Below are 26,728 nucleotides of genomic sequence, written 5' to 3'. Positions count from 1 at the left end.
GAGCATGCGTCATGAACGCTTCTCGCAGAAACGCATTGTCGGTCACCGCGGCTGGTTTGATTCACGTCGCCACGAACACGGGATCGGCTTTCTCGCAATCAGCTGGCCAAGTCGATTTGCTGGTTCGTCAGGCGGCTGAACGAGGGCACACTGACTTGGGATGGCTACAGAGTTTTCACTCATTCTCGTTTGGCGGCTACTACGACCAGCGTCACATGGGTTTTCGGTCTTTGCGAGTCATCAACGACGACAAGATCGCGGCCGGACGCGGTTTTCCGACCCATCCGCACCGGGACATGGAGATCATCTCGTATGTCTTGGAGGGTGCGTTGCAGCACAAAGACAGCACGGGGCAGGGGGCGATCATCGGGTCAGAGGACATCCAGATGATGTCGGCCGGAACGGGGATCACGCACAGCGAGTTCAATCCCTCGGCAAGTCAGGCTAATCATTTCCTGCAGATCTGGATCGAGCCCGCGATGCGGGGCGTTCGTCCACGATACAGCGATAACAAAGTCGTCTTGGAGGAAAAGCTTGATCAGTGGAAAAAGATTGCCGGTCCGGAAGGCAGCGATGCATCCGTGTCGATTCATCAAGACGCCTCGATCTATGCGACCCATTTGACGCAAGGTCGCAACATTGAGTTCACCGTTGAGCGTGGCCGACACGCATGGTTGCAAGTCGCTCGCGGGGCATTGATTGTCAACGGAACGCGATTGGAAAGCGGGGACGCGGTCGCCACCAGTCGTGCAACCGCGTTGAGTGTCCAAGCCGCTGAGTCGAGCGACGCATTGCTATTTGACTTGGCCTAATGATTGAGTGACCGAGATTGAGTAACCGACCGCGCCGTATTCACTTGCTTTTTTAAAACACCTTACCGCCACAAAACAGGAGACACCTATGTCCAAGCTGCTTTACATCGAATCATCACCTCGTAAAGAACGTTCAAAGTCGATCGCCACCGCGAAAGCGTTTTTGAAGGCGTATCAGGCGGCTCATCCCGATGACGAGATCATGACAATTGATTTGTGGGAAAAGTCGCTGCCGGAATTTGACGGCTATACGATCGACGCCAAGTATCAAGTCTTGCACGGGCAGGATTTTGATGCCGACCAACAGCGTGCGTGGCAGGCGGTGGTGGATGTGTGCGACGAGTTCAAGTCAGCCGACAAGTACGTGATCAGTTTACCGATGTGGAATTTCGGGATTCCGTACAAGCTGAAGCATTACATCGACGTGTTGGCGCAGCCCGGCCAGACCTTCAGTTTTTCACCCGAGAGCGGCTACAGCGGTTTGGTCACGGGAAAGCCCGTCACTGTGATTTACGCTCGCGGTGGTGCTTATGGTAGCGGCGATGCAAAGGGCATGGATTTGCAGAAGAGCTACATGGATTTGCTGCTGGGATTCATCGGCTTCACCGACATCCAGTCGGTCTTGGTGGAACCAACGCTGGCGGCTGCCGACGAAGTGGCGAAGACGGAGGCCAAAGCGATTGAGCGGGCGGAGTCGATCGCCAAGTCGTTCTGACGCGGTGAGATGACCGGCGTTACTTACGCAGGACTTCGTCAAAGAATCCGAGCATGGTTTGGCTGGTCAACTGGTTCATGAAGGTCAGCATATGACCTTGGTTGGCGATCGTTTTCATTCTCGCGTCGACGCCGGCGGCGGTCAGTGCCTTGAGCATGTCCTGGCTGTTGGAGATGGAGACCATGGCGTCCTTGTCTCCGTGAATCAGTTGCACTGGCGGAGCTTTGGGAGAGACATGGGTGATCGGCGAGGCGACTTCGTAGACTTGCGGTTTTTCTCGCCGAGACCCACCCAAGAAGTAGGAAAGTGCGGTGTTGTCCAGCGGCAGAGTACGAAAGTCGCAGGGAGGCCCGCCCGCGCAGACCGCTTTGATGCTCGGCATCTGACTCCACCGCTGGTCATCCTTGGGCCAAGTCGTCGTCGGTTGGACTTCATCGAATGGCCGTTCGCTGAGCAATCCGGCCAAGAGCGAGAGGTGACCGCCGGCGGAGTAACCGAACAAGCCGACGCGGGAACAGTCCCACGAGAACTTTTTCGCGTTGGCGGTGCACCAGACCAGAGCTTGACGCACATCATCCAGCGGCGCGGGAAACTTGTGCTTGGGTGAAAGGCGATAGTTGATGGTGATGGCTGCATAGCCGGCTTTGGCGAGCACGCGTGCGTAGCCTTCCACGGTCCATTTGTCGCCACTGATCCAACCACCGCCGTGGACGATCATCACCACCGGGTATCCTGTCGCGGGTGCTTTGGTGGCGGGTAAATAGACGTCGCACACACCATAGCCATCCAAGTTCTCGCCATATTGTTGGTCGGTGAGGACTCGGATGCCGGCTTGATCTGTTTCGTTGGCCGGGGCAACCTCCTGAGCGTCAGAGGAGGAAAGCAGCAGAGTGACGAACAAAACGGCCGCGACGAGTGTCCGTAGCGAGTCCGCTGGGGCGATCAATCGAGAAAACACGGTCATTGGGCACTGAATAAAACGAGATTGCGGGAGGTGGGACAGATTTCCCACCGTCGTATAATACGCAGACATCTTACGGAATCGAACAGATCAATCGAAGCTTCGGTTCCCCCCCACCTGATAGACAGACTCATTATGCCAGTTGAGCTCAATTCGGTCCCCGAAGCGGTTGAGGCGATCCGCAGCGGAGAAGTCGTGATCGTTGTCGATGCCGAAGATCGCGAGAACGAAGGCGATTTCATCTGCGCGGCTGAGAAAGCGACTCCAGAAACCATCAACTTCATGCTTCGCGGCAGAGGACAGTTGTGCGTTTCGATCTTGCCGGACGTGGGCAAACGCATCGACCTCAATCCGATCGTCACGGACAACAACGCGCCCCTCAAGACGGCTTTCTTGACCCCGATCGATATCGCCACGGCGAAGACCGGGATCACGGCGGCCGAGCGTAGCCAGACCATTCAGCGGCTGGCCTCACCTGACTGCGTGGTGGACGATTTTGTTCGTCCCGGTCACGTCTATCCCTTGCTGGCAAAGCAAGGTGGTGTGCTGCGGCGGGCCGGGCACACGGAGGCTGCGATGGACTTGGCACGCATGGCCGGCTTCGCTCCGGCCGGTGTGCTGTGCGAGATCTTGTCGGAAAGCGGTGACCGAGCCAGTCGAGCAGAACTGGTCGCATTGGCCACTCAACATTCGCTCAAAATGATCAGCATCGAGCAACTCATCGCACACCGGCGGGTCAGTGAGAAATTGGTCAGTCGAGCGGCCGAGTCCCGATTGCCGACGAAATACGGCGACTTTCAAATCATCGTCTATTCGGTTGATTTCGAAGCCCAGGAGCCGATCGCGATCGTGCAGGGTGACTTGAGCGAGCCCGGCACGGCACCGCTGGTACGAATGCACAGCAGTTGTTTCACCGGTGATTTGATTTCATCGTTGCGTTGTGACTGCGGCGATCAGTTGCACATGGCGTTGAAGATGATCAGCGAAGAAGGCCGGGGAGCATTGATCTATTTGCCACAGGAAGGCCGCGGCATCGGGTTAGCCCAAAAGATCAAAGCCTATGCGTTGCAGGATCAAGGCATGGATACCGTGGAAGCCAACCATGCGTTGGGTTTCAAGGCAGACATGCGAGACTACGGCATCGGATTACAGATTCTCAAGGACCTCGGGTTGCGTGACGTCCGACTGTTGACCAACAATCCCAAGAAATCCGAAGCGTTCAACTTGCGAGGTTACGACCTGCGTTTGGTCGATCAGGTGCCGATCGTTCCGCCGTTCAACGAACACAACAAAACGTACCTTGAGACCAAACGCGCGAAGATGGGCCATCAACTGCCCGATTTGAACTAAACGCCTGACTTTCTTCTCCTTGATCACCGACATGGCTAGCGATACCGCGTCAGACTTCATCCCCCGACGCGTAGCGATCTTGGGCGTCGGGTTGCTCGGCGGCAGCGTCGCCCGAGCCTTGCGTCGTCATCAAATCGACGTGGTCGGTTACAGCCGAACGCCGGAGACGCGAGCGATGGCGTTGCAACAGGGTGTCGTCACAGAGGCGTACGCCTCACTGGCCGATGCGTGTGAAGGTTGCGACGTCGTCGTGGTCGCATCGCCCGTGGATCGTATCGCCGACATGGTGCTGCAAGCGGCTCCGTTCATCGATGACGGGGCGTTGATCACGGACGTGGGCAGCACCAAGGCCTTGATTGTTCACAGTGTGGCCAAGGATCAGCGTGCCGCCGAAAAGTTTGTTGCCGCGCACCCGATCGCGGGTTCGGAAAAGACCGGCGTAGAGCACAGCCGCTCGGACTTGTTCGACAACAAGATGATCGTGATCACTCCTGGCCCGAGCAATTCGGCGGAGCGGCTTTTGCGATGCGAACAGTTTTGGCGTCTGACCGGCGGCCAGACCGTACGAATGACACCAGCGATTCACGACCAACAGCTCGCCGCGATCAGTCATGTCCCGCACTTGATTTCGTCCCTGTTGGCCTGCTTGCCCGCCGAAGAGGCGTTGCCATTGGTGGGCAGCGGTTGGAGCGACATGACGCGAGTCGCCTCCGGTGATCCCACGATGTGGACGGCGATTTGTCAGCACAACTCACAAGCGATCGTGGATCAGATCGGTACGGTCATTGCACAATTGCAATCAGTGCAGCAAATGGTCGCGGCGTCTGATCAACAGGCGTTGCATGACTGGTTGGCCGCAGCAAAGTCTCGCAAGGATCGAACCCAGTCAAGCGAAACACGCTAGAATGTCCGCCATGTCCACACTGTCTGTTCAACACGTCTCCAAATCATTCGGCACCACCGAGTCTCCCCTGCAAGTTCTGACGGATGTCACGTTGGAGCTAAGCGGTGGCGACTCGCTGGCCATTGTGGGACCCAGCGGTAGCGGCAAGAGCACGCTCCTGCAAATCCTTGGAACGCTCGACCAGCCCACCAGCGGCACCGTCCTGATCGATGGCACCGATCCGTTTTCCTATTCGGCCGCCCAGTTGGCCGCGTTTCGGAATCACAAGATCGGGTTCATCTTTCAAGACCATCATCTGCTGCCCCAGTTGAGTGTGATCGAGAACGTATTGGTGCCGACGTTGGCCGGCGGTCGACCTGGATCGGAGCACATCGACCGCGCCGGTGAGTTGATCGAGGCGGTGGGACTTGGTCATCGACGCGGCCATTTGCCCAGTCAGCTCTCCGGTGGCGAGCGTGAGCGGGTCGCGATCGCCCGGGCGTTGTTGATGAAGCCGACCTTGATCTTGGCGGATGAACCGACGGGCAACTTGGACCGCAAATCAGCCGAGGCGGTCACTGAGTTGTTGCTACGGTTGCAAAGCGACAACGGAGCGATCTTGATCTCCGTCACCCACAGCGACGCCCTGGCCGCCGCGATGAAAGACCGCAAAGAACTGCTCGACGGAAAACTGGTCTGACGCCGCGTTGCCCGGCAATTGGTGATCAGCGGTCGATGCCAAAGGCTAGGCCGATGCCTTCGAAACCGAGGAAAGTCAACGTGGGCGCACCCGCGGCGGTCCATAGCTGTGTGTCGTAGGTGCCACGAACGAAGACCTTGCCCATTGGTGTGGCTCGTGAGTATTGCAGACCGGCGACCAATTCAAAGATCCCGGAGACTTCGTCCGCGTCATCGAAAACGATCGTCGGTGGAACTGCAGCCGATGGCGGTGTGACGTCGCCGACCGTGGTGCGTCGCAATTCTTTGCGTCCAAACAATAGCGAACCACGCGCCGCACCGACAAAGGAAAGTCCTGAAGAACCGAGCGATCGACTTGCATCGGCTCCGGCCGTCAATCCTGCTCCCTCGAATCGGCGGCTCCAATCAAGTGAACCGATCGGTGTCGCGCCTCGCATGACGACGGAGTGAAAACTCTGGTCCAACTTAGCGTATCGGACACCAGCACTGGCAACGATCGATGCACCCGCCAGCTTTCCTCGCATCGCCCCTTCGAGATCGAACGTGTGGACTTGCAAACCACTCTCGACACTCAGCACATCCCCAGGAGCTCCCGTCGAAATCGCTGCGGGATAGATCACGGACACCGAACTCACTCCGGGGAAAGTCGTCGGTGTTGCAACCGCCGTCAATGGATTGGCGTCGTGATCATAACCCCAGTAACGTCCACGCACTCCCATCGCGTTGTTGCCGAAATATCCCAGCTCAATTTTCGGCGTGATGTCATGTTCAAAGTCAAAGGGAACCAGATTCAAGCTGCCGGTCCCAAAATCGATGACCGTGGCCTCAAAGGATTCCTTCATGTGTGGCTTGGAGAACACCATCCCGAGATTGAGCGTCAGACCTCTGGGATCGTCGCACTTGGGAGCACAGTTTTTTTGGCAGCCGCGTGAATTCCAAAACGACGCTCGCAGTTCGTCAATCTCGGACTCCAGTTGTGAGATCCGCAGTTGGGTCTGTTGGTCAGCTGTTGGTTCTTGGTAGAGCGAAGTTTCAGGAACAGATTCGGGATGAATGCCCGAATCAATTTCCATCATTTCGGTTGTCACCAGATCCTGGGCACCGAGAGCAGCGGACCATGACAGAGCGGTCCATGACAGAAACGCCAATACCATTACGAACGTGATTTGTTGTTGCAGCTTGCGCACGATACCCACCTACGACATGTACGACATGATCGTGAACAGGGCATTCAGCCCGGGCGAACGCACACGATCCCTCTGGTGGTCAGCTCGGATCGATTCGTTCGGATTCTTCAGAAAAAAAGAAACAACCCGCACAGTTTGACATCACAAGGGGCGTGTGTGCGTCAACGCGCGGTGCGATCCAGAACGCCTTGCGCGATCAGCCGCACAAGGTCGGTGGTGGAGACGATGCCGACGAGAGTTCCTTGATCGGTGACCGGAAAACGGTGGACTTGACGAGCGATGAACTGTTGGGCGACATCCCGGATGGGTGTGTCGAGTCCAATGGTCAGAGGACGTTTGTTCATCACGTCGGCAACCGTCAGGCTCTCGATGCGTTCCCCGATTCGGTCCGCCACTTGCGTCAACGATTCCATGGGGACTTCGTAAAAACTGGTTTCATCGAAGTGGAAATCCGACACGCTCTGCGCGACTTCGCGTTCTTGGCAGATTTGACGAACGATGTCCGATCTGGAGACGACACCGACCAGTCTTCCCTCATCGATGACGGGGTAGCTGGAGATTTGATCTTTCAAGAACATCGCTTCTAGATCGGGCAGGCTGACATCTGGGGCAACGGTTTTCACACCGGCCTGCATGATGTCAGCTACCGTCCATTCTTCTCGGCTCATCGTGTAATACTCATTTGCGTCGGCGGAACTGTTCGAAGGCGTCGCGGAAGGCGGCCGGGGCGGGGCGGCGGTTGCCGGAGTCTCGGAGGTCGCGCAGACCGTCGGGGGCATCAGCCGCGCCTTTGGATTGACGCGATGACTTTTCCAAACCAAGACTTCGCAGTGCGTCTTGGACATCGGGAGAAAGTCGATCGGCGGGCTGGTCGTTGGGCAGCTCGCGAACCTTTTCCCAACGCTTACGAAAACGCTCTAAGTCCTCCTCGGTCCACTTCAAATCCTTCAGTAACTCCGGATCCACTTGGTCGCGGGTCTCTTCCAAATAGTCCAACACCATGTCGGTGGATTCTTTGGCGTAATCCAAGTCTGCCGGAGGTGGCGTGTTGTCAGCGTCGCCGCCGGTTCCTCCCGAATCAGCTCCGTTGCCATTACCGCTGAATGAACTTGGGTCGCTGGCCGATGGAGGTTGCGAAGCATTCTCGCTGCGAGGTTGGCCTTGCTGAGCCGGATCGCCGCTGGCGGAGTTGGAGTCGGACTCTCCTTTCGGCTCGCCGGGTTTTCCTTTTTCACCGGTCGGATTTTGCTCGCCGTCTTTTCCGCTGTCGGGCTTTCCGCTGTCGGGTTTTTCGCTGTCGGGTTTTTCGCTGTCGGGTTTTCCGCTGTCGGGTTTTCCATCGGTTCCAGGTTTTGAGCCGCTATCGCTCTTGGAGCCGGACGGATCCGACGGCGTGTCCTCTCCACTTGGATTGCTGTTTGGATGGGAGGGGCTACCGTCATCGGAGTCCTTGCCGTCGGGTTTCTCATCGCCTTTTTGGCCACTGTCTTTCTGGTTGTCGCCCTGCTGGCCTTCGCCTTTTTGGCTGTCACCGGATTGTTGATCACCGGATTGTTGATCACCGACGCTGTTCTCGCCGCGGTCGCTTTCTTTGGTGGAGGTGTCTTCGGAGGACGGGTCTTCGGAGGACGGGTCTTCGGAGGACGGGTCTTTGCCGGCAGGTTGACCCTTGTTTGCCGATTGATCTTGGTTGCTCGGCTGGTTGCCCGTCGGATTTTTTTGTTCTGAATCATTGGACGGATCGGTGCCCGATGGTTTGCCGCTGCTTCCGTCTTCGCTGGCAGATTCGTTGTCCTTTCCGCCGCCTTGTTTGCTGTCGGTTTGGTCGCTGTCGGTTTGGTCGCTGCCGGTTTGGTCGCTGCCGGTTTGGTCGCTGCCGGTTTGGGATGGATCTTTGTTGTCGGCCCCATCGTTCATCTTGTTGTCACTGGAATCGCCACCGCCGGACGGTTGCTCACCTTTTGAACCGGAGTCGGCGTCTTGAGAGTCCTGCGGCTGATTCGCAGCGTCTGTTTTTTCCTGCGACGTCCCTCCGTCGTTTTGCGGTTGTGAATCGGACGATTGGGACGGCGTTTTCGAATCGCTTTGCTGTTTCTGTTTTTGCTTTTCGATGAACTCACGCATCCGCTCCATCGCCTCGCCATCATGTTGCGGTGGCGCATTGTTGTCGGCGTCTGCGGGTGAGCTTTCATTGGGCGATTGCTTGCCAGGGCGTCCGCCATCGGATGGATCTCCGTCGGCTGGATTGCCATCGGATGGATTTCCGTCAGACGGGTCACCTTGTGATGGATTGTTTTTCGACGGGTTGGCTGGCGAGGAGTCGCCTTTGCCACTCATGTTTTCAGGGTTGCTGTTCTCGGGACTGCTTTCGGAATTGCTGCTTTCGCTCGAACCGCCTTTGCCTCCCTGGTTGTCTTGGTTGTTCTCGCTGCTTTTCTGACCGGAGTCCGATGACGAGTCTCCAGCGGACGTACCTCCTTGGGATTGATCGCCGCTTTGGGATGACGAATCACCACCATCACTGGAGGAGCCGCCGCCGGACTGTTGCGAATCCTCGGACTTGTCCTGAGGTTCGTCCTGCTCGGTCTTGTCGTTTGGCTGATTCTTGTCGGGTTGTTTTTCGCCCGCTGGATTCTTGTCTGGATTCTTGCTGTCGCCGGATTTGGTACCCGACGGATCACCTTTGCCCGACTGAGATTGGTCGGTCGAGTCGCTACCGCTGCTCTGCGGATCTTTGGATTCTGCGTTCTCGGTCGGTGAATCACTGGCAGGCCGATCGTCGACTTCACTGAGTCCATCGTTGGTCGAGGGATCTTGGGTCAAGTTTCGATCCATCGCAACGATTCGGATTTCGATGGGATCGGTGCGGCTGACGTTGGGTTCGACGGTTTTGTCACCGGGGATCACGCGGTTGTCCGTCGCGATCGCAGTGATGATGACTTTGTCGCCAAAGATCAGACGATGTTCGGAGGGACGAAAGCGATACTCGACGACGCGATTGCCTTTGCCGACGTTGGGACCGGCGGGTTCATCGGCTGCCGCCCACAACGTGGGGACCGCAATTTTGTCGATGCCACGTTGAATCTCCAGCGTCACGTGACTGAGCGCAAAGTCGGCGTCCATCGCGTGGACTTCGATGATCTGTTGCCCGTTGATCGGCATTTCGATCGGCGTTGCTCGTGGCACGACAATGGCGACTTCGGGTGCCAAGTCTGCGATCACTCGAATCGGATAGATGATGGGATCCGGATTTTGGCGGTCGTTTTCATCCCACACACGAATGCGATAACTTTCCAGCGGCACGGCGGCAAAACGACCACGTGTTCCTCGTAAAGTGGTTTCCGTGGTCAGGGTCTTGCCATCGGTGCCGATCATCATGGGGATCGTGCCCGCGGTGGCGCGAACCGTTTCGCCGACTGTCTTGGGATTGAACTCCAGCTCGGCTTTGACGATCGGTCGATTCGTTTTCGCCGTGATGGTGGCGAGTGTTCCATCGATGGCTGAGATCGCGGCGCTGCTGCTGCTGAATGCAGCTTGCCCGGTGTAGTCAGGTGGTTGGTAGTGGATGGACTCGACGGCGACGACCGGTACGTTTTCGACACGCAATTGGTACGGACCGGCCCGGTCATCACCGGCAACGATTCGATAAGGCACCACACCACTGGCCGAATGCTCCAATTCGATTTCGGCAACAAAACGCCGTGTGTTTTCGTCAAACGACATCACGATGGGGTCGGGGCGACTGACGGAATCAACGTGGCACCAGACCGTCTCGGTTTCACGAAGCCCGTCGACATGCGCGCTGATGGTGACGGACCGACCAGCCATTGCATCGGTGTCGCCCGGTTGAACGTCCAGAATCGAAACGCGTCGCGACGGCTGAATGGATGCAAAGGGCGCGAACAAGCGACTGGCCGATGCGATCGAATCCTTGGGTGAAAACACCGCGTAGCCGACGACGCATGCGAAGGCAACGGCGGCTGCAATCCACCACCGGAATGTCCCGGTGGCTTCGGTGGGCAGTGTGTCATACGAATTCAAACGGCTGGCCGCTCGTGCGCCGAGCACTTTCACGACACGACCTCGCAATTCGGACTCCGGTGCGTCGGGATGCAGCGTCACGTAGCTGGTCAATTGCTGTTTCAAATCCGGCAGGTCTCGTTCCAGACAACGTGCCGCATACTCCTTGGTCACTTGGCTGGTCAGGATGGGCAAGCCTCGGCGAATGAAGAACCAGACACACCATCCGATCAATGCCGCAAAAGCCAACACACGTAGGGGAATGCCCGGTGAGTACAACCACTGGTCCACGATCACCCAAGTCAACACAGCGGCCATCGTGACGATGGTCAGCAGCAAAGCCGTGCGGGTCAGCTCGCCCCACCACAACGCACGCTGTGTTTCCGTGATGCGTTGCTGGATCAGACCATCGACGCTGGGGGATGGCTTGCCGGCGGACGGGCTGAGTTGGGGAGGAGCGGCTGCTGTGGACATGTTCCTGCTAATCGCACGCAAAAAGAAAAGGGTTTCGGCACGTTTCAGTATAGCCTGCCGGGTAGAAATGGTTACCAAAGGCTGGGATCAGGCTGGTTCCTCTGAGTGTTTCATCGTCCCAGGTTCTTTTTCGCTGACAACGATCTCACCGTCAGGGGGGAACTTGATCGCAGAAATCCGCCCCGACTGCGGACTGTATCGGTCAAATGGTGCGACTTGCCCGAACAAACACCGCCCAGATCAGCGAACAATACACGCATCCCAAGTGTCCAGCCCCTCAGAAAGGCCCGCAGAAAGCGACGCTCCGACGGCATGCTTATCGACCTCGTGCGAGCGAAGTCGCTATGGTACGCATCCCGCCAGCGGTACTCCGGCCAAAGCCTGATCGCGTTCCATACACCGTTTTTTTGCAAACACGTCTCGCCCGCCGGGACACTTTGAAATGACTTTCAAACCGTCCAGTCCTGAACTGAAACCCTCCGGTACGCCCAAGTCGACCGCCCCGCCGGTTGCCGAGCGTGAAGAAACCAATGCGGCCGATTCGCCGGAAGTCTTAGTGCCGCAAGTTTCAGCGACGGAGGCGGCTCTGCCGGAAGTCTCAGCCGAACTGCTGACCATCGACCGAGCGATGCGGCGAGATCGGTTTCGCCTTGGCAAGCTTCGCAAACGCGGCGCGGACGACTTCGACGCTCAACTCACCAAGTCCGTCGCTCTGCATCAGAAACGACTCAATGCCCGGCCGACGATCGAGTACCCCAGCGAGTTGCCGATCAGCTCTCATCGCGATGAAATCGTCGAGCTGATCCGCAATCATCAAGTGATCATCGTGTGCGGCGAAACCGGCAGCGGAAAGAGCACGCAGTTGCCCAAGTTTTGCTTGGAGGCGGGATTGGGACGCGCCGCCATGATCGGTCACACACAACCTCGCCGACTGGCCGCGCGTAGCATCGCGGCGCGTTTGGCTGAGGAGTTGCAGCGGCCGCTCGGAGCCGACGTCGGCTACCAAGTGCGTTTCGGTGACAAGACCAGTCCAGAGACGTTGGTCAAACTGATGACCGACGGCATCCTGTTGGCCGAAACGCAAAGTGATCGTCGTCTGGATGCGTACGATGCGATCATCATCGATGAAGCACATGAGCGGTCGTTGAACATCGATTTTCTGATGGGATATCTACGCACGCTGTTGCCCGAGCGGCCGGACTTGAAACTGATCATCACGTCGGCAACGATCGACGCCGAGCGTTTCGCGGAACACTTTGCCGATTCCGATGACCAGCCCGCACCGATCGTGAACGTGTCCGGCCGAGGCTATCCGGTCGAGATTCGGTACTTGCCTTGGGAAGACGTGACGGAGGATGGTGAACGCGGTTACGATCTTTCACGTCACGTGATCGCGGCGATCGAGAATCTCAGTCGCGAGGGCGGTAACGGTGATACCCTGGTGTTCTTGCCCACCGAGCGCGACATTCGCGAAGTCTCCCATCGTGTGTCGGGACATTTCAAGCGTCTGGGACTCAGCGGACGCGTCGATGTCTTGCCGCTGTACGCGCGGCTGCCACAAAAGGAGCAACAACTGATCTTTCAACCCAGCGGTCAACGACGGCGACTGATCTTTGCCACCAACGTCGCCGAAAGCTCGCTGACGGTGCCTGGCATCCGTTATGTGATCGACAGCGGAACCGCACGCATCAGCCGATACAGCGCCCGCAGCAAGTTGCAGCGACTGCCGATCGAACCGGTCAGCCAAGCCAGCGCCAATCAACGCGCCGGCCGTTGCGGTCGCATCGCCCCGGGGATTTGTGTTCGACTTTACGATGTCGCCGACTACGAATCACGGGAAGCCTTCACGACGCCGGAGATACGCCGTACCAATTTGGCATCCGTCGTTTTGCAACTCAAAACGCTGAAGCTCGGTTCGCTTGAGAACTTTCCGCTGTTGGATCCGCCACGCCCCGAGGCCATTCGTGAAGGCATTGCCACGCTGACGGAACTGGGGGCGTTGGACGAGACTCAGTCGCTGACGACCATCGGTCATCAACTCGGACGCATGCCCGTTGATCCACGGATCGGTCGCATGTTGTTGGCCGCCGACCAGTACGGTGTGCTGCCGGAAATCCTGCCGATCGCCGCTGCACTGGAAATCCCTGATCCCAGACAACGACCGCCGGACAAGCAACAAGCGGCCGACCAAGCCCACGCGGAATTTGCGGATCCGCAAAGTGACTTTCTTTCTTACCTGCGATTGTGGCGGTTCTACGAACAAGCTCGATCGGAGTACACCCGCAATCGATTGACCCGTCAGTTGCAAAAGCGTTTTCTGTCGCCGACACGAATGCGTGAATGGTCGGACGTCTATCGACAGCTCAAGGAGTTGGCGACTCAACTCGGCGAACCGCCCAGACGCAGACGCAAATCTGGGGCAGAAGATGGGGGCACGAGCGCGGGACGCGGGAAGCGTATCGGCAGCATGCGACTGCTGGAGGACACGAAAGGAGACCTGTTGGAGAAAGATCGTTATGCAGCGGTGCATCAATCTCTACTGACCGGACTGCTTTCCGGTGTGGCGATGGTCGGTGAAAAGAATCAGTATCTGGGGCCACGCGGTCTGAAGCTTTTTCTGTGGCCCGGCAGCGGCGTCTTTGAATCCAAGCCGCAATGGATTGTGGCAGGCGAATTGGTCGAAACGGGCAAACAGTACGCACGCACGGTCGCTCGGATTCAACCGCAATGGATTGAGGTCGTGGGCAAACACTTGCTCAAGGCCAACTACAGCGATCCGCACTGGAGCACGAAAGCCAACGGCGCGTTCTGCTACCAACGTCTGTCGTTGTTCGGTTTGCCGGTGGTCGCCAAGCGTCGTGTCCCGTTACCGCCGATCGATCCGTCCACCGCTCGTGACTTGTTGATCAACGAGGGCCTCGTCAACGAGTCCTTGCCCACGACCGCGCGTTGCATCCAGCACAATCGCCGACTGAGAGAGTCGATCGCCACGCTGGCGGCCAAGACACGACGCCGTGATTTGGTCATCAACGATTATGACCTGCAACGTTTTTATCAAGAACGTTTGCCGGAGGAGGTCATCGATCGGGCGAGGCTGGAGAAGTTTGACCGTCAGCAAGTGGTGCCCGAGTGGACCAAACAGTTGACGGACTCGGCAAGTGTGTCGGCTTGGATGCAGTCGCCTCCCGCAATCGACACGCCCGAAACTCCGTACATGCGTCCCGAAGACATCTTGGATGTGGCCACGGAAGAAATCACGCAGCAAGATTTTCCTGATGCACTGGAGATCGGCAAAAGCCAACTGCCACTGATGTATCGCTTTGAGCCGGGCAGTGAAGAAGACGGCGTGCACCTCAAGATTCATCAAGCCGCGCTCTCGCAAGTCAGCGACGAACGATTGGGATGGCTGGTGCCCGGACTGCTGAAACCCAAGTTGATCGCGATGATCAAGTCGTTGCCCAAACGCATTCGGCGAAACCTGGTGCCTGCTGCCGACGTTGCCGCCGTGATCGCGGGGGAACTCCAGCCGGTGTACGGCCAAGTCCCCTTCATGACGGCGGTCTGCCAAGCGATGACGCGGCACGCGGAAATGCCCGTCACTCCGGCCGATTTTCAAACGGAAAAACTCGACGACCATCTGAACTTCCTGGTCGATGTCGTGGACGACGAAGGCAAGACGGTCGCCAAGGGACGCAGTGTCGCGCCGCTGATCGAACGATTGGGAACCGGCACCGATGCCGAATCGGCGCCGGCACCCAGCGGCGACGTCGACCACCCGTTGCCCGACGCGCCGATGAAGGAATTCGAACTCCAGTCGCTGCCGGCAGAAGTCGTCCAAACACGCGGGGGTGTTCGCGTCGCGCAGTACCCAGCTTTGGTCGACGATGGCACTCAAGTCCGAGTGGCGTTGTTCGCCGATCAAACCACCGCTGCTGCCGCGATGGCGCAGGGGATCACCCGCTTGTACGCGTTGTCCGAACACCAGGAACTGCGTCGCCAAGTTCGTTGGCTGCCGTCCTTGCAACAAGCAAAGATCGCTTTGTCGGGTGCTGTGCCGACGAGCCAGATGGAGACATCCTTGATGGACTTGCTGGCTCGGATCGCATTCGTCGAACAACAGGGCATCGTGCGGACAAAAGAAGAGTTCGAGGCAAGGCGAGCCAATCGAGGCGAACGCATTTCCATTGCCGTTCAAGAAGTCGCGTCGTGGTTGACTGCGTTGGGTGAACAGCATTTGAAGGCCCGCGGCGCGATCGAGTCGACACCAGTGAGTCGCTATGGTGAGGCCGTTGCCGATGTCAAGCATCAGCTCGCTTGGCTGTTGTGCGACGGATTTCTCTCGGTCACCCCGTGGTGCTGGTTAAAACACTACCCACGCTATTTGTCAGCGATCAGCTACCGACTGGACAAACTGCGCAGCGGAGCGGCGCAGCGAGATCAGACCAATATGGCGACCGTCGGCGAGTTGTACGATCGATGGCTGCAAGGCATGCCGGAGTCGGAGCGCACGCCGCAGAAGAACGCCGCGGTCGAGTTTCGCTGGTTGCTGGAAGAGTTACGTGTGAGCTTGTTCGCGCAGCCGTTGGGAACATCCACCAAAGTTTCCCCGGCACGCTGCGAGAAACTGCTGGGGTAAATAAAAACGCTTGATGCCTGTTGGTTCAGTGAGCCGACGACGCCAGTGGTCTGGGACAACTTAGCTTTAGGGTAGTGGATCTTGTTAAAGATCCTGTAGCGGTGGGATGTTTGCCAAGATCCACTACGGCAAACCCTAACTTCTAGCTGTCCCAGACCGCTAGCCTGGCATAAGGCGTATGGCTTGTGTTTGGGCGGATGGTCGTGTTCGTTTTCGACTTGGAAAGTCGAACGACAATCGTCGCTCGACTTTCCAAGTCGATAGCGTGCCCCGCCAAGCGTTTTGCCGTTCCCAATCATTGACTTGCGCAGATAGGCCCCCTCCCTCGCATTCGCCTGAAGGGCTCTGCTCGACCTCCCCCAAGTTCCTTGAGGGAGGTGCCAGTGGACAAGAAATGGCTCAAAAACCAACGCCGAAACATCGAGTCAACACCAAATTTTGAACGGCCCACCGTCAGCCTGGAAAGGCTGACGTAGTAGGGATCAGTTGGTGCGTAGCTTGTCGAAGTAGTCTTTGGCGTGCTGCTGTTCGGTGCGTGGCAGATTTTGGTTTTCCAGCGGGTTGCTTTCCTCGGCCAAAGCACTGTCGATCACACTTTTGAGTTCCTCACGCGTGACGCCTTTGCGGTTGGGGCCGTCGGCAAATCCGCTGATGCGTGCCTTGCCTTTTTTGACCTGACCACGCACCTGTGTTTCGTAGGTGTTCGTGTCACCTTCTTCTTCGGGGCGGTCGCCCGAGCCGTTTCCTTTGCCCAAGCCATCGCCTTCGCCTTCACCGTCGCCCTGTCCGAACTGCATTCCCATTCCGTTGCCTTGGCACTGCTTGCAGCCGCCGCCGCCACAGTTCTTGCAACGCATTTGTTCCTTGGACTGAGACAGGTCGTTCATGGCTGATTCGAGATCCTGCAGCTCCGACATTTCTTGTTGCATGTCGCCGAGTTGGTCTGCCATTTCTTGCAGTGCGTCGGCGGCCTGCTGCGAGTCGCCTTGTTGCATTGCCTGAGCCGCATCGTTGAGGGCTTGAGACATCTTTTGCATTTGCTGCATCTGCTGATCTTGTTGCTGCATCTTGTTCATCTGCTCTTGCAACTTCGCGGCATCATCCTGGCGTCCTTCGCTGCGAGCTTGATCGATTTTCTTTTGCAGCTCTTCCTTGCGTTGCTTGTGTTCTTCGACCGCCTTTTTCATTTGTTCCTGCATCTGCTGGACTTGTTTTTGCAGTTGCTCTTTTTCTTTCTCGCTCAGTTTGCCGTCACGCATTTTTTCAGCGAGCTGTTTGACGATGTCACTGGCTTTTCCGAACTCGCCCTTCTCCATCGACTTGGCAACTTTGTCCGCTGGACCTGCATCGAGTCCTTTCATCTGCGACATTGCTTTTTGCATTTGCTCGGTCGAGCCGATTTCTTGGCGGCGCTGGTCCAGTTGTTTCTTGAGGTCATTGAGCGCGATCATCGCGTCTTTCTTGTCGAGATTTTTCTTCTCGGCCATCTTGTCGAGATCCATCTCCATTTTCTCGAACAAGTCACGAGCCTCTTTCAGGCCGGCCGCGTCTGCCTTGCGTTTTTGTTGCTGCAGTCGCTTCTTGAGTTGCATCGCCGCCTTCTTAACTTGCGCGGCCACGGCGGGATCGACCGTCGTCTGGTTACTCGCCGAAGAATTCGATGCCGGGTTGACCAGCATCAACACGATCACCAGCACGGGCGCAAGCGATAGAGGCAGCCAACCGATCTTGGACGGTTTGAGCTGGAAACGTTTGGCGACATCGATTTGGCTGGCTTGCTTTTCAGCATCGGTCATCAACGCGATACCGAAATCACTTTCGCGGTCACTCTGTTCCAATGACATTGAACTGCTCAAACGTTCGCGAAGCCCGAAGCGATGATCGACTTCCCTCGCCACGTCACCCAACGACGGTGCTTTGAGGAAGGTGTGAATCACGGCGGCCAACAGACCTGCGACGAGACAACCGCCGACCCAGGCGTACGCCCAAGTTTGAAAGTCGATGTCGATCACGTAGAACTGAGGAATGGCACAGGCAAAGATGGCGACGATCAGTGCAGCGAACAGGGTGTAGCAGAGGCTGCGTCCCAATTGCCCCATGATCAGGCGTCTGCGAGCCGATCGGACTCGATATTCGATTTGATTCATCGTGATGACCTGTATTCTCCGGTGACGTGATCACCCAGTGTTCGGTTAACCAGCGGGTAGCCAAAAGTGAGCAGCTAAACCGTGCAGCCAAAGCACGTGCGATTTCTAGTCCTCTCAGCTACCCGTTAGCGTATGCTGTCAGTATACGGCTTGGGGGGGAGAAGGATCGAAGCCGTTTTTCCATCTTTCCAATGATTTTTGACGATGTTTTCTACTCCAAAGCTGCCTGATCCCGATGAAAATCCCGACGCAGATGTCGTGCTTTTCGACGGACACTGCAATTTCTGCCGGGCCGGCGTCGAGAGCCTGAGTCGTTTGGACTGGGGCGGAAAACGGTTGGCGTTCCTCTCGTTACACGACGGCAGGGTGGCCGAGAGATACCCCGACTTGACATTCGATCAATTGATGGAGCAAATGTACGTGATCGACGGGGCGGATCGTCGACACGGGGGGGCGGACGCGGTGCGTTATCTGACGCGGCGATTGCCGCTGCTATGGCTAGCTGCCCCGATCATGCACCTGCCCGGCTCGGCGGGATTATGGCGGTGGCTGTACCATCAAGTCGCCAAACGTCGGTACAAGATCGCGGGTAAATCCTGCGACAACGGGACGTGTCAGGTGCATTTCGACAAACGATCGAATTGAAGCCATCCTGATCGCGTTGGTCTGTTTCGTGATCAACCTCGGCGTGCGTTTGGGTCTGATGGCTGCACTCGGCTAGTGCATCGTGGATTGCGTTTGACACCAGCACGAATCGCAAGCGAGTGATTTATGTCGTTTTTTTCACTCGCTTGCGCTTCGTGCTGGTATTTGCCTCGCTTCCAATCAGTGATCATTCCACGTCGACTCGGCGGCCTTCGAGCTCGCTTTGGTTGGCCGCGGCGAGGACTCGGGCGGCGCGGAAGGTATCTTCCAAGCCGCCGATGGATCTGACCAAGCTGGTCACCGATCGGTGAAATTGTGTGAGCAACTGCTGGCCGACGGGCAGTTCTGTCTCCAACGCTTCGACGTGCCTGCCGGCTTCGTCAAACCACACCAGCGTCGCCGGCAGATCGATGAACGCGATCCCTCGCTCGCAACAGACTTGCAAGGCAGCGGGCGGACGAAAATTGGCCGCTTCGCTCCACTGTGCCGGCATATAGCTGCCACAACTGACTTGCGCGTTGACCGGCGGCAGCGATTTGCCGCCGTGCTCGGCGGAGGGAAACTGTAGCGAGAGTCGCCAGTATTCCTCGTGATCATCGTCCCCGTAGCGGCTGCTGGAGACTGCCGTGGGTGCGCGGCCGACCACGTACTGGCACCAATCGATCAGCTCCACCAACTCCGATTTGCTGCGACTGGAATCACTGGCACCCGATCGCTGGTTCTCTGCCGCCGGAAGTCGTCGATGTGCAAAAAGCAGCTTCGGAGCCCCCAATCGCGTCGCGATCAGTTCCTTGAGCCTCAGCGTCGCGGGGGAAAATCGCCTGGGCAGCTCCGTCATGAACGAGACCCCGCTCTGCTGGATCGATTGCCGAACCGATTCCGCTTGCGCGGGATCAAAGTCCAAACCGCCCGCCCAATAAACGGCCTTGCCCGCTTCACAGGCCGCCAATGCCGGCAGCCAGCCCAGCCAACAGGGTTTCAGGATCATCACCGCGTCGATGTCGCAGCGGCTGACAAGACTGCGGTACCCATCGACGGGGTCCGCCTGGAACTCTGCTGCCGTGTTTTCCGACAGTTTCGCGACGGTGCTGTACACGGCGCGGACGTCGAAACGGTCATGCAGCACCCTCAACGCTGGCAAATAGCGACTTTGCCAGTGATCCCCCAAGCCGATCAGGCCAAGCCTCAGTTTCATGCGGGAAAACTTTCGAACTGACGACGGATCACGCGACGCTCACTCGGACGCCGAATCGCACCGGCCAATTAAATATGTGAACAGAATGCCACCTATTTTCGATGCCGAGCGGTCGCTTCTGGAAATTTTACAATCCGCCAGCAACCGCCCGTCAGGGGTAGGATTGCTTGCCAGCATGCCACATTTGGCACGCCCACAAGTTCTGGCATCGCAACAGCTTAGCGAATTGGGCCGGAGGAAACAAAATCAATCGCCGGAATTTGTTGGCGACAGGCCCGCGTCTACTTTTGGGAATTCGCTCCCGAGACACTTGATGCCCCTTAGGCCATCCGTATACTCCGCCCAACCCGAATCGATGGCGCAGACGGAAAGCTCTCACCAGCTTCCCTGAATTTTGCTTTGAGAATCGGAGATGCAGAGAAAGGCAGGCACGTTGGATTTGGCTCAATACCGAGTCCCTATCGTAGCCTGAAAGGATGCCCACCAACACGCCCCAACCATGCGGCGTGACTAATGCAAATGGACTGGGTGGGCAACGACGGAACGATGCACCTGAGGAGTTCTATTCAGAATCAATGGTGTGCTACTTCAGACACTGTGGTTTTCGTCGACATCGTGTCGGCACCCCTCAGGAATGTCCATCCTTGAGATGAGGAGTGAGGAATGCTTTCGTTGCTAATGGCAATCATGCTGACCGGTGTGACCAGCGAGCAAATCAAAACGGATTACGCGACCGCGTACAAAGAATCAGTAGCCCAAGACAAACCGCTGTTGGTTGTCGTGGGTGCTCCCTGGTGCCCCGCCTGCAACGCTTTGAAGCAGACGACGATCCAGCCCATGGCCCAAACGGGCGAGTTGGATAACGTGAGTGTGGTGTTGCTCGATCGCGACACCGAACCAGCACTGGTCAATCAATTGACCAAAGGCGAAAAGATGCTGCCTCAAATCATCATGTTCACCAAGAGCAGCGCCGGCAAGTGGGAACGCCAGCGGTTGATGGGTTATCAGCCCAAGCAGCCCGTTCGCAACCTGATTCGCAAGGCCGTGACGCTGGGTCAAGGTTAGACCCGTTCGGTTCCCTTTTTGACGATCACAAACGTCGGCAGGTGTTTTCGCGACACCACCGGCGTTTTTTTTTCGCCGTATCGGTATGATGGTCATCTAGCGTTTCAGCGAAATTCGGCGGCGGATTTCGCTCACGTATTCCTTCTTTGACTCAGTTGACGAATGACGATCCCCGACGAACTGCTGCACGTGGTGCGTGCAGATGAACCATTGGCTCCCCTGGTGTGGCTCGGGATCGGTGGTCCCGCACGATTCTTGGCGGAGCCTGTCGAGATCGAGCAGCTCAAGCAGATCTATCAGTGGGCGGCCGAGGACGGCTTGTCGGTCAAAATCCTCGGCGGCGGCAGCAACCTGTTGGTCCGCGAGGCAGGTTTTGACGGGATCGTGGTGTCCTTGGAGGCGCCGGCCACCAGTGGATTGGCGATCGAAGGCAATCTGTTGACCGTCGGTGCCGGAGCAAGACTTTCCCACGCGGTGATCAAAGCCGTGGGCAGTGGGCTCGGGGGTCTGGAGCATTTGGTGGGCATTCCCGGAACGGTCGGCGGCGCCGTGGTCGGCAACGCTTCCGCGGGTGGTCGCGACATCGGCTCAGTGGTGCAATGCGTGCGTGTTCTTGATCCAGACGGATCGATACGTACCGTTTCGCAAGCCGAAGCGGGGTTTTCCCACCGCAAATCGGCTCTGGGCGGCTTGAGCGTGCTGGATGTCGTGTTCGAATTGGAGCAGCGTGACATCAAGCTACTGACCAAACGCATGCAAAAGCTTTGGATTGCTCGCAATTCCGCCTTGCCGGTGGAACACCGCCGGATCGCCGTGCCCTTTGTCGACCCCGACGGCAGCCCGGTCCGCGAATTGATCCAAAATGTCGGTTTGGCCGGAATTCGCGAAGGAAACGTTTCCTTGGACCACGCTCAGCCGAACTACTTAATCGCTCACGCCGAGGCCACCAGCGATGAGTGCTTGCGGCTGATCGAGCGGGTTCGCGAGCAAGTCTTGCTGCAGACCGGGATCGACTTGCAGTTGAATCTGAAAATCTGGTAAATCCGACTCCTGAGTGGACCGGTCGAAAATTCGAACCGATCTCTCGATCATGGCGGCCGATTTCTGTTGAAGCGGCCGTGTCCGGGGCAGGAGATCCGAGATTCAGGTTTTTCGATGGCAATGCGAGGGGAACAAGACCAGGAAGTCCGGCCGATCCGCGACCTGCTTCGTCGGCTGATCGCGGCTCCCACCGCATGGTCGTTCTTGTGGCCGATCGGCCTGATGATCATCGGTTATGTCGCCTACCACCGCTGGGGTGCTGAGCATCTGCGGACGCAGTTTCAGGGCGTGCAGAAGGATCACATCCGAATCCCGACGCCCCACGATTACGTCCGAACCGACATCGTCCAGGACGTCTACGAGGACACTGCGCTGAACGAACTGTCCGTTCTGGACCGTCACGCCACGGCCAAGATTGCCGATGCCTTCGCGACTCACCCCTGGGTCCGCAAAGTCGACGGCGTACGCAAGTTGCCACACGGTGAAATCGAGGTCTCGCTAGAGTACCGCGAGCCCGTCGCTGTTTTTCATGTGACCAGCGAAACACGCAGCGTCCGAGACGACTTGTACTTTGCCCTCGACGGCGAAGGAATCCTGTTGCCCAACGAGCAACTCAACCTGCAAGACGCGCCCAAGTTCATCCACATCGAAGTCCCAGACGAGTATCCTCATGGCAACGTCGGCACGGCGTTCGGCGAACGACGCGTCGAGAATGCTGCATTGCTGGCAAAGCTGCTCGCACCACTGTCCGACAAAATCAAAGTCGCCAAGATCACGGCCACCGGTGATCCACGGAAAAACATCGTGCCCCAATTGCAAATCACGCTGGGCAACGACATGACCGTGGAATGGGGCAGCCCGCCCGGGATGGAGCAGCCCGGCGAACGCGACGCGTTGTCCAAGTTGACCGACTTGGTCAATGGCCAATTTCAAAACGGCGACGATCTACGCATCGCCGCCCGCCGGGATCTCTAGTACGTAGTGCGTCAGCCTTTCCAGGCCAGTGATAGATTGCACGTCCCGAGGGACGTATTGCATTCCGTCCCGAAGGGACATGACAAGATAGCCCAGGGCAAAGCGCAGCGTCGCCCTGGGTTGCTGTGCGTCGTAACACCCCAAGCCCCGAAGTGGGCGTTACAGTGTTTTTTCGACACGGGATGAAGCAGTGTTTTGCCCTTTCAGGGCGAGATGGTAGTTGAGTGTTCGATCACCCAGGGCGGCGCTGCGCTCTGCCCTGGGCTTTCATGTTCGGCCCCTTCGGGGCGTGAAATCAATAAGTGACGGAATTCGTAGTGGGCGAGGTCACGTGTCCCATGCCCCAGGACTCGTGACCTCATCCACTACGCCAGTGATAGATTGCACGTCCCGAGCAGGATGGCTACGTAGATGTTAACAGCTCTGGCTTTTCTAGGCTGACCCTGCGCAATGTCAGCCTGGCCAGGCTGACGTACAGGAGGCGATTCTATTCTTCGTCGTCCATTGAGGCGGTGATTCGGCCTGCTCGGAACGCTTCGGCCATCGCCATCGGCACTTCGGCTTCGGCCAACACCAGGGCGGATTTATTGCTGGCGACCAGAGCACGCATCTGTTGTTCTTCCGCGATCGCGTCCGCACGTCGGCGTTCGGCTTGGGCCTGCGCGACCCGCGTGTCGGCTTCCGCTTGGTCACTCTGCAAACGGGCACCGATGTTTTCGCCGACGTCGATATCGGCAATGTCGATGGAAACGATTTCAAAGGCCGTTTGAGCATCCAGCCCCCGTGAGAGCACGACCCGTGTGATCATGTCGGGATTCTCCAGCACCCGAAAGTGCGTGTCTGCCGAGCCGATCGAACTGATGATGGCTTCGCCGACCCGCGCGATCACGGTGTCCTCGGTTGCCCCGCCGATCAACTGCTCCAGGTTGGTTCGCACAGTGACCCGGGTACGAACTCGCAGTTCGATCCCGTTCTTGGTGATCGCGCTCAAAGTCGTTTTGCCGCTGCGAGCCGGATCCGGGCAGTCGATGACCTTGGGATAGACACTTGTCTGGACTGCTTCGAGCACATCACGACCGGCCAAGTCGATCGCGGCGGCTTGATCAAAATCCAACGGGATCTCGGCGCGGTGGGCGGCGATGATCGCGTGAATCACATTCATCACGTTGCCGCCGGCCAAGTAGTGAGCCTCCAGTCGTCGAGTGCTGATGCCGTTCTTGCGGCTGATGCTCAGACCGGCTTGCGCGGACATGACCTTGGCCTGGACAATCACATTCGGATTGACTTTGGTGAAGTGCATGCGGATCAGGCTGATCGGACTGACATCTGCCACCGACATGTAGGCTTGAAACCAGAGCTTGCCATAGCGAAGGGCAAAGAAGCCCAAGACCATCATGAATATCAGGCCCGCGATTCCAAGCAGCACGAGGATCGCCGCGAATACTCCACCCTCAAACCATCCCGCTGCTACAACACCATTGCTAGCGAACATCATTTGATCAAACCTCTCGTGCGTTCCCAGTTGATTTCATCAGGACTACCATCGTGGACAAACACTGCTTGCCCACCTGTGTTTGCTGCACTCGTATCCCAAGGCCGTCAGTTATACAACAAACTCGCAGTCACAGGGGAACCTGAGAATGGGAAACGTGGGTAGCCGAGTCAGTACCCTATAAACACAGCAGTGGCATGCATCACAGCGTGACGAGTCCATCCCAGAGAGATAAAAATGCGAGAAGATGCCGTGAAGCCCCGAAAAAACGTCAAATTCGTCTGTGACGAACGGGGTACTGCAAGCTACTATTAATAGGAACGAGCTGCAAAGAGTCTGTCGATTCAACCATTTCTATCTTGAATCGACGCTCGCTGGCCGTCCAGCACATGACGCAGCCAATCACGTAGGGCAACCCGTACGAGACAGATCATCATGCAAACCAATTGGCACACCGGCGACTGGGCCGTGTATCGAAAAAGCAAGATTGGGCCCAATCCGGGTCGCCGCGCTGCACGGGTCACTGCATCGAGCAAGGGTGAGAACTACGGCTACGTCGTGGACAAGTTCTGGGTGGTCGAAGAGATCCTGGCCGACGGTTCTCTGCGGTTACGTACCGCAAAAGGCAAGCAGCACGTGATCGCCCCCGACGACCCGAACCTTCGTCGCCCCGGCATCCTGCAACGTTTGATTTGGGGCGACCGCTTCCGTCAAGTCGAGGCGAGCTTCAAATCCAGCGACGACTCCATGGTCGGCTTGGCCCGCTAGCCTCCTGTACGTCAGCCTTTCTGTACATCGTCCAGTCTTAGAACGTGGGTTCGGTAGATGAGCCGTTTTGGCGTTAGCCACGGTTTTCGTGCCACAACCGTGGCTAACGCCAAAACGGCTAACCCCAAAATCAAGACCGGACGATGCACTAGGCTGACGTACTCGCCCCGAACCGACCAAGTGTCGAGTTTCGCCACAAAAAACTGACTCCAGGCGGCCGCCGATCATAGACTGGGCAAGTCCACTGGAGGGAGATCCGGGATCGGCTGTTGGGAGCTTGGTCGACCACCGCCGGGTTGATCGACATATTGCACGGCCGGCAACGTCTCAGGCCGTCGAACCATTTCGGCCTTCAAGATGCGATCTGGAGGCACGACGATTTCGTTCTTCTCCTTTTTCTTGTGCGGATCTACCTTCCGCAAATGCCCAACGACGTCCATGCCTTTGATCACTCGACCAAAGATCGTCTGCTGCCTCGTGACCGTCGGGATCGGCATCATCAGGATTGCAAACTGAGTGCCGGCCGAATTGGGGACGAAGTCGGTTGTGCCTTGGATCGGCATCTTGGCAATCACCAGCGATCCTCTCAACGGCGCTCGGACCACTGCTCGCGAGTGTTCATCCTCGATGAATTGATCAGGAATAGTACTGCCATCGCCTGACGGGTCGCCCGTCAGCGCGAGCATGTGCTCGATCACCTGAAAGAAGTCCAGCCCGTCATAGAATCCGTCTTCGACCAAACCGATGAAATGAGCCACCGTCGAGGGAGCCTCCTCGATGAACAACTCGACCACAAATTCGCCGCGTGTTGTGGTGAACTTCACTTGCGGCAGGGAGTCTTGCTCGGCATCACGCTCACGCAACTTCAGCTCGTCGTCCCATTGTTTTTGGATGATCTCGCTTTGCGCGATCAAAGATCTGTCGACGTCCTCCATCATGTCTGGCTCCAGTGATTTGTAGATCCGCTCGGCCAATTCGATCCTGCCGGTCGCCATCGCGCTGCGAGCGGCAACCTTAAAGACATAGACATGTCGGACTCCTTTGTCGATCAGACTCGTCGCCCCTTCCAATGCGGCTTGGTCGTAGATGTCGTGTTTTTCAAAGTGCTGGATCATGGTCATCATGTACTGACCAGCCAAATGATCTTGCATGTAGAGAAACACTTCCATTGCCGCCTCGTAGGTTTCCTGCATCAGGCGTCGGACCTTGTTCCTCTGGTCACGATACTGCTGCGCGTCCTCGGGCGAGTTGGCTTCTTCGTTGACGTAGCGAACGTACACCGCCCGCATCTCAGCAACTTCGTTTGCCAAGTCCTTCCTCAACGATTCGAACTTTTCTTTCGCCTTGCGTCCGTCTTCGCGGATTTCCTCGGGAGCGATTTTCAAAAAGGCCTCCAGCACAGCGTTGGGATTCTGCAGGGCTTCTTTGATCACGTTGTCGCTTTCCGTCAGCGGGTCGGCCCCCGCGTCTGAGGATGCACTGTGCGTATGCTCGCCATCGTGATCATGCCCCGTCGCTTGAGTGGCTTGCGAGGGGAGAACCCCTGTCGTTGGACGGTTGCTCGGCGTTTCCTCCTGTGCGGCAAGTTCCGATAGGGGCGTCGCGAGCAATGCGAATGCGACAAGGGCAACCAGTTGTCGAGAAAATTTCATTTCGACCCAGT

General features: G+C 57.4%; 19 protein-coding genes. 11 read left to right on the top strand and 8 right to left on the bottom strand.

All coding sequences use genetic code 11. The features are described 5' to 3' along the window. The first annotated feature begins 11 nt into the window (after window positions 1-11). Together Pla52nx_RS30705 and Pla52nx_RS30700 are read left to right on the top strand one after the other, a co-directional pair. Window positions 12-812 (top strand): pirin family protein, encoded by an 801-nt coding sequence (locus Pla52nx_RS30705; RefSeq protein WP_146519426.1) that lies wholly within the window; start codon window positions 12-14, stop codon window positions 810-812. Window positions 813-900: 88 nt separating this feature from the next. Beyond that, the gene (locus tag Pla52nx_RS30700) at window positions 901-1,527 is read left to right on the top strand and encodes an FMN-dependent NADH-azoreductase (protein ID WP_146519427.1); all 627 of its coding nucleotides are present in this window, start codon (window positions 901-903) and stop codon (window positions 1,525-1,527) included. Between the two features lie 19 nt (window positions 1,528-1,546). Here Pla52nx_RS30700 and Pla52nx_RS30695 read toward each other — a convergent pair whose 3' ends face one another. Continuing rightward, window positions 1,547-2,491: an alpha/beta hydrolase gene (locus tag Pla52nx_RS30695; protein ID WP_197454463.1), complete on the bottom strand. Its 945-nt coding sequence runs from the start codon at window positions 2,489-2,491 to the stop codon at window positions 1,547-1,549. Between the two features lie 132 nt (window positions 2,492-2,623). On the opposite strand from Pla52nx_RS30695, the gene ribA reads away from it, so the two are divergent. The 3 genes from ribA to Pla52nx_RS30680 are packed head-to-tail and all read left to right on the top strand — an operon-like array spanning window position 2,624 to window position 5,421. Next, a complete protein-coding gene (gene ribA, locus Pla52nx_RS30690) occupies window positions 2,624-3,838 on the top strand; it encodes a GTP cyclohydrolase II (protein ID WP_146519429.1) in 1,215 nt (404 codons plus the stop codon). Between the two features lie 31 nt (window positions 3,839-3,869). Next, window positions 3,870-4,742, top strand: a complete 873-nt coding sequence (locus Pla52nx_RS30685) for a prephenate dehydrogenase (RefSeq protein WP_146519430.1) — start codon at window positions 3,870-3,872, stop codon at window positions 4,740-4,742. 10 nt (window positions 4,743-4,752) lie between these two features. Further along, window positions 4,753-5,421 carry an ABC transporter ATP-binding protein gene (locus Pla52nx_RS30680; protein WP_146519431.1) on the top strand — a complete coding sequence of 223 codons (669 nt, stop codon included), beginning with the start codon at window positions 4,753-4,755 and terminating at the stop codon, window positions 5,419-5,421. 25 nt (window positions 5,422-5,446) lie between these two features. On the opposite strand, the gene Pla52nx_RS30675 is transcribed toward Pla52nx_RS30680, so the two are convergent. The 3 genes from Pla52nx_RS30675 to Pla52nx_RS30665 form a co-directional block, all read right to left on the bottom strand. Beyond that, window positions 5,447-6,607: an Lpg1974 family pore-forming outer membrane protein gene (locus tag Pla52nx_RS30675; protein ID WP_146519432.1), complete on the bottom strand. Its 1,161-nt coding sequence runs from the start codon at window positions 6,605-6,607 to the stop codon at window positions 5,447-5,449. 161 nt (window positions 6,608-6,768) lie between these two features. Beyond that, window positions 6,769-7,275: a CBS domain-containing protein gene (locus tag Pla52nx_RS30670; protein WP_197454464.1), complete on the bottom strand. Its 507-nt coding sequence runs from the start codon at window positions 7,273-7,275 to the stop codon at window positions 6,769-6,771. Between the two features lie 10 nt (window positions 7,276-7,285). Further along, complete coding sequence (locus tag Pla52nx_RS30665; RefSeq protein WP_231741874.1) at window positions 7,286-11,101, bottom strand: hypothetical protein; 3,816 nt, start codon at window positions 11,099-11,101, stop codon at window positions 7,286-7,288. A 442-nt stretch (window positions 11,102-11,543) separates the two neighbouring features. On the opposite strand from Pla52nx_RS30665, the gene hrpA reads away from it, so the two are divergent. Continuing rightward, window positions 11,544-15,737 (top strand): ATP-dependent RNA helicase HrpA, encoded by a 4,194-nt coding sequence (hrpA, locus tag Pla52nx_RS30660; RefSeq protein ID WP_231741875.1) that lies wholly within the window; start codon window positions 11,544-11,546, stop codon window positions 15,735-15,737. A 482-nt stretch (window positions 15,738-16,219) separates the two neighbouring features. On the opposite strand, the gene Pla52nx_RS30655 is transcribed toward hrpA, so the two are convergent. After that, window positions 16,220-17,884 carry a hypothetical protein gene (locus Pla52nx_RS30655; RefSeq protein WP_146519434.1) on the bottom strand — a complete coding sequence of 555 codons (1,665 nt, stop codon included), beginning with the start codon at window positions 17,882-17,884 and terminating at the stop codon, window positions 16,220-16,222. 204 nt (window positions 17,885-18,088) lie between these two features. On the opposite strand from Pla52nx_RS30655, the gene Pla52nx_RS30650 reads away from it, so the two are divergent. Next, on the top strand, window positions 18,089-18,529 hold the full coding sequence (locus Pla52nx_RS30650) for a thiol-disulfide oxidoreductase DCC family protein (protein WP_146519435.1): 441 nt from the start codon (window positions 18,089-18,091) through the stop codon (window positions 18,527-18,529). 187 nt (window positions 18,530-18,716) lie between these two features. On the opposite strand, the gene Pla52nx_RS30645 is transcribed toward Pla52nx_RS30650, so the two are convergent. Beyond that, on the bottom strand, window positions 18,717-19,724 hold the full coding sequence (locus tag Pla52nx_RS30645; protein ID WP_146519436.1) for a Gfo/Idh/MocA family protein: 1,008 nt from the start codon (window positions 19,722-19,724) through the stop codon (window positions 18,717-18,719). A 663-nt stretch (window positions 19,725-20,387) separates the two neighbouring features. Here Pla52nx_RS30645 and Pla52nx_RS30640 point away from each other — a divergent pair. The 3 genes from Pla52nx_RS30640 to Pla52nx_RS30630 all read left to right on the top strand — a co-directional run bounded on the left by Pla52nx_RS30640 (window position 20,388) and on the right by Pla52nx_RS30630 (window position 22,805). Beyond that, complete coding sequence (locus Pla52nx_RS30640) at window positions 20,388-20,789, top strand: thioredoxin family protein (RefSeq protein ID WP_146519437.1); 402 nt, start codon at window positions 20,388-20,390, stop codon at window positions 20,787-20,789. A gap of 162 nt (window positions 20,790-20,951) precedes the next feature. After that, window positions 20,952-21,830 (top strand): UDP-N-acetylmuramate dehydrogenase, encoded by an 879-nt coding sequence (gene murB / locus Pla52nx_RS30635; protein ID WP_146519438.1) that lies wholly within the window; start codon window positions 20,952-20,954, stop codon window positions 21,828-21,830. A 114-nt stretch (window positions 21,831-21,944) separates the two neighbouring features. Then, on the top strand, window positions 21,945-22,805 hold the full coding sequence (locus Pla52nx_RS30630; RefSeq protein WP_146519439.1) for a hypothetical protein: 861 nt from the start codon (window positions 21,945-21,947) through the stop codon (window positions 22,803-22,805). A gap of 487 nt (window positions 22,806-23,292) precedes the next feature. Here Pla52nx_RS30630 and floA read toward each other — a convergent pair whose 3' ends face one another. Further along, complete coding sequence (gene floA / locus Pla52nx_RS30625; protein ID WP_146519440.1) at window positions 23,293-24,300, bottom strand: flotillin-like protein FloA; 1,008 nt, start codon at window positions 24,298-24,300, stop codon at window positions 23,293-23,295. Window positions 24,301-24,732: 432 nt separating this feature from the next. Here floA and Pla52nx_RS30620 point away from each other — a divergent pair, with 432 nt between their 5' ends. Next, window positions 24,733-25,065 carry a hypothetical protein gene (locus tag Pla52nx_RS30620; RefSeq protein WP_146519441.1) on the top strand — a complete coding sequence of 111 codons (333 nt, stop codon included), beginning with the start codon at window positions 24,733-24,735 and terminating at the stop codon, window positions 25,063-25,065. Window positions 25,066-25,289: 224 nt separating this feature from the next. On the opposite strand, the gene Pla52nx_RS30615 is transcribed toward Pla52nx_RS30620, so the two are convergent. Next, the gene (locus Pla52nx_RS30615) at window positions 25,290-26,717 is read right to left on the bottom strand and encodes a peptidylprolyl isomerase (protein ID WP_146519442.1); all 1,428 of its coding nucleotides are present in this window, start codon (window positions 26,715-26,717) and stop codon (window positions 25,290-25,292) included. Window positions 26,718-26,728 lie beyond the last annotated feature (11 nt).

It is taken from the genome of Stieleria varia, assembly GCF_038443385.1.
GTDB lineage: Bacteria > Planctomycetota > Planctomycetia > Pirellulales > Pirellulaceae > Stieleria > Stieleria varia.
Note: the sequence above shows the minus strand (reverse complement) of the source record. Positions and strands in the feature narration are given on the sequence as shown.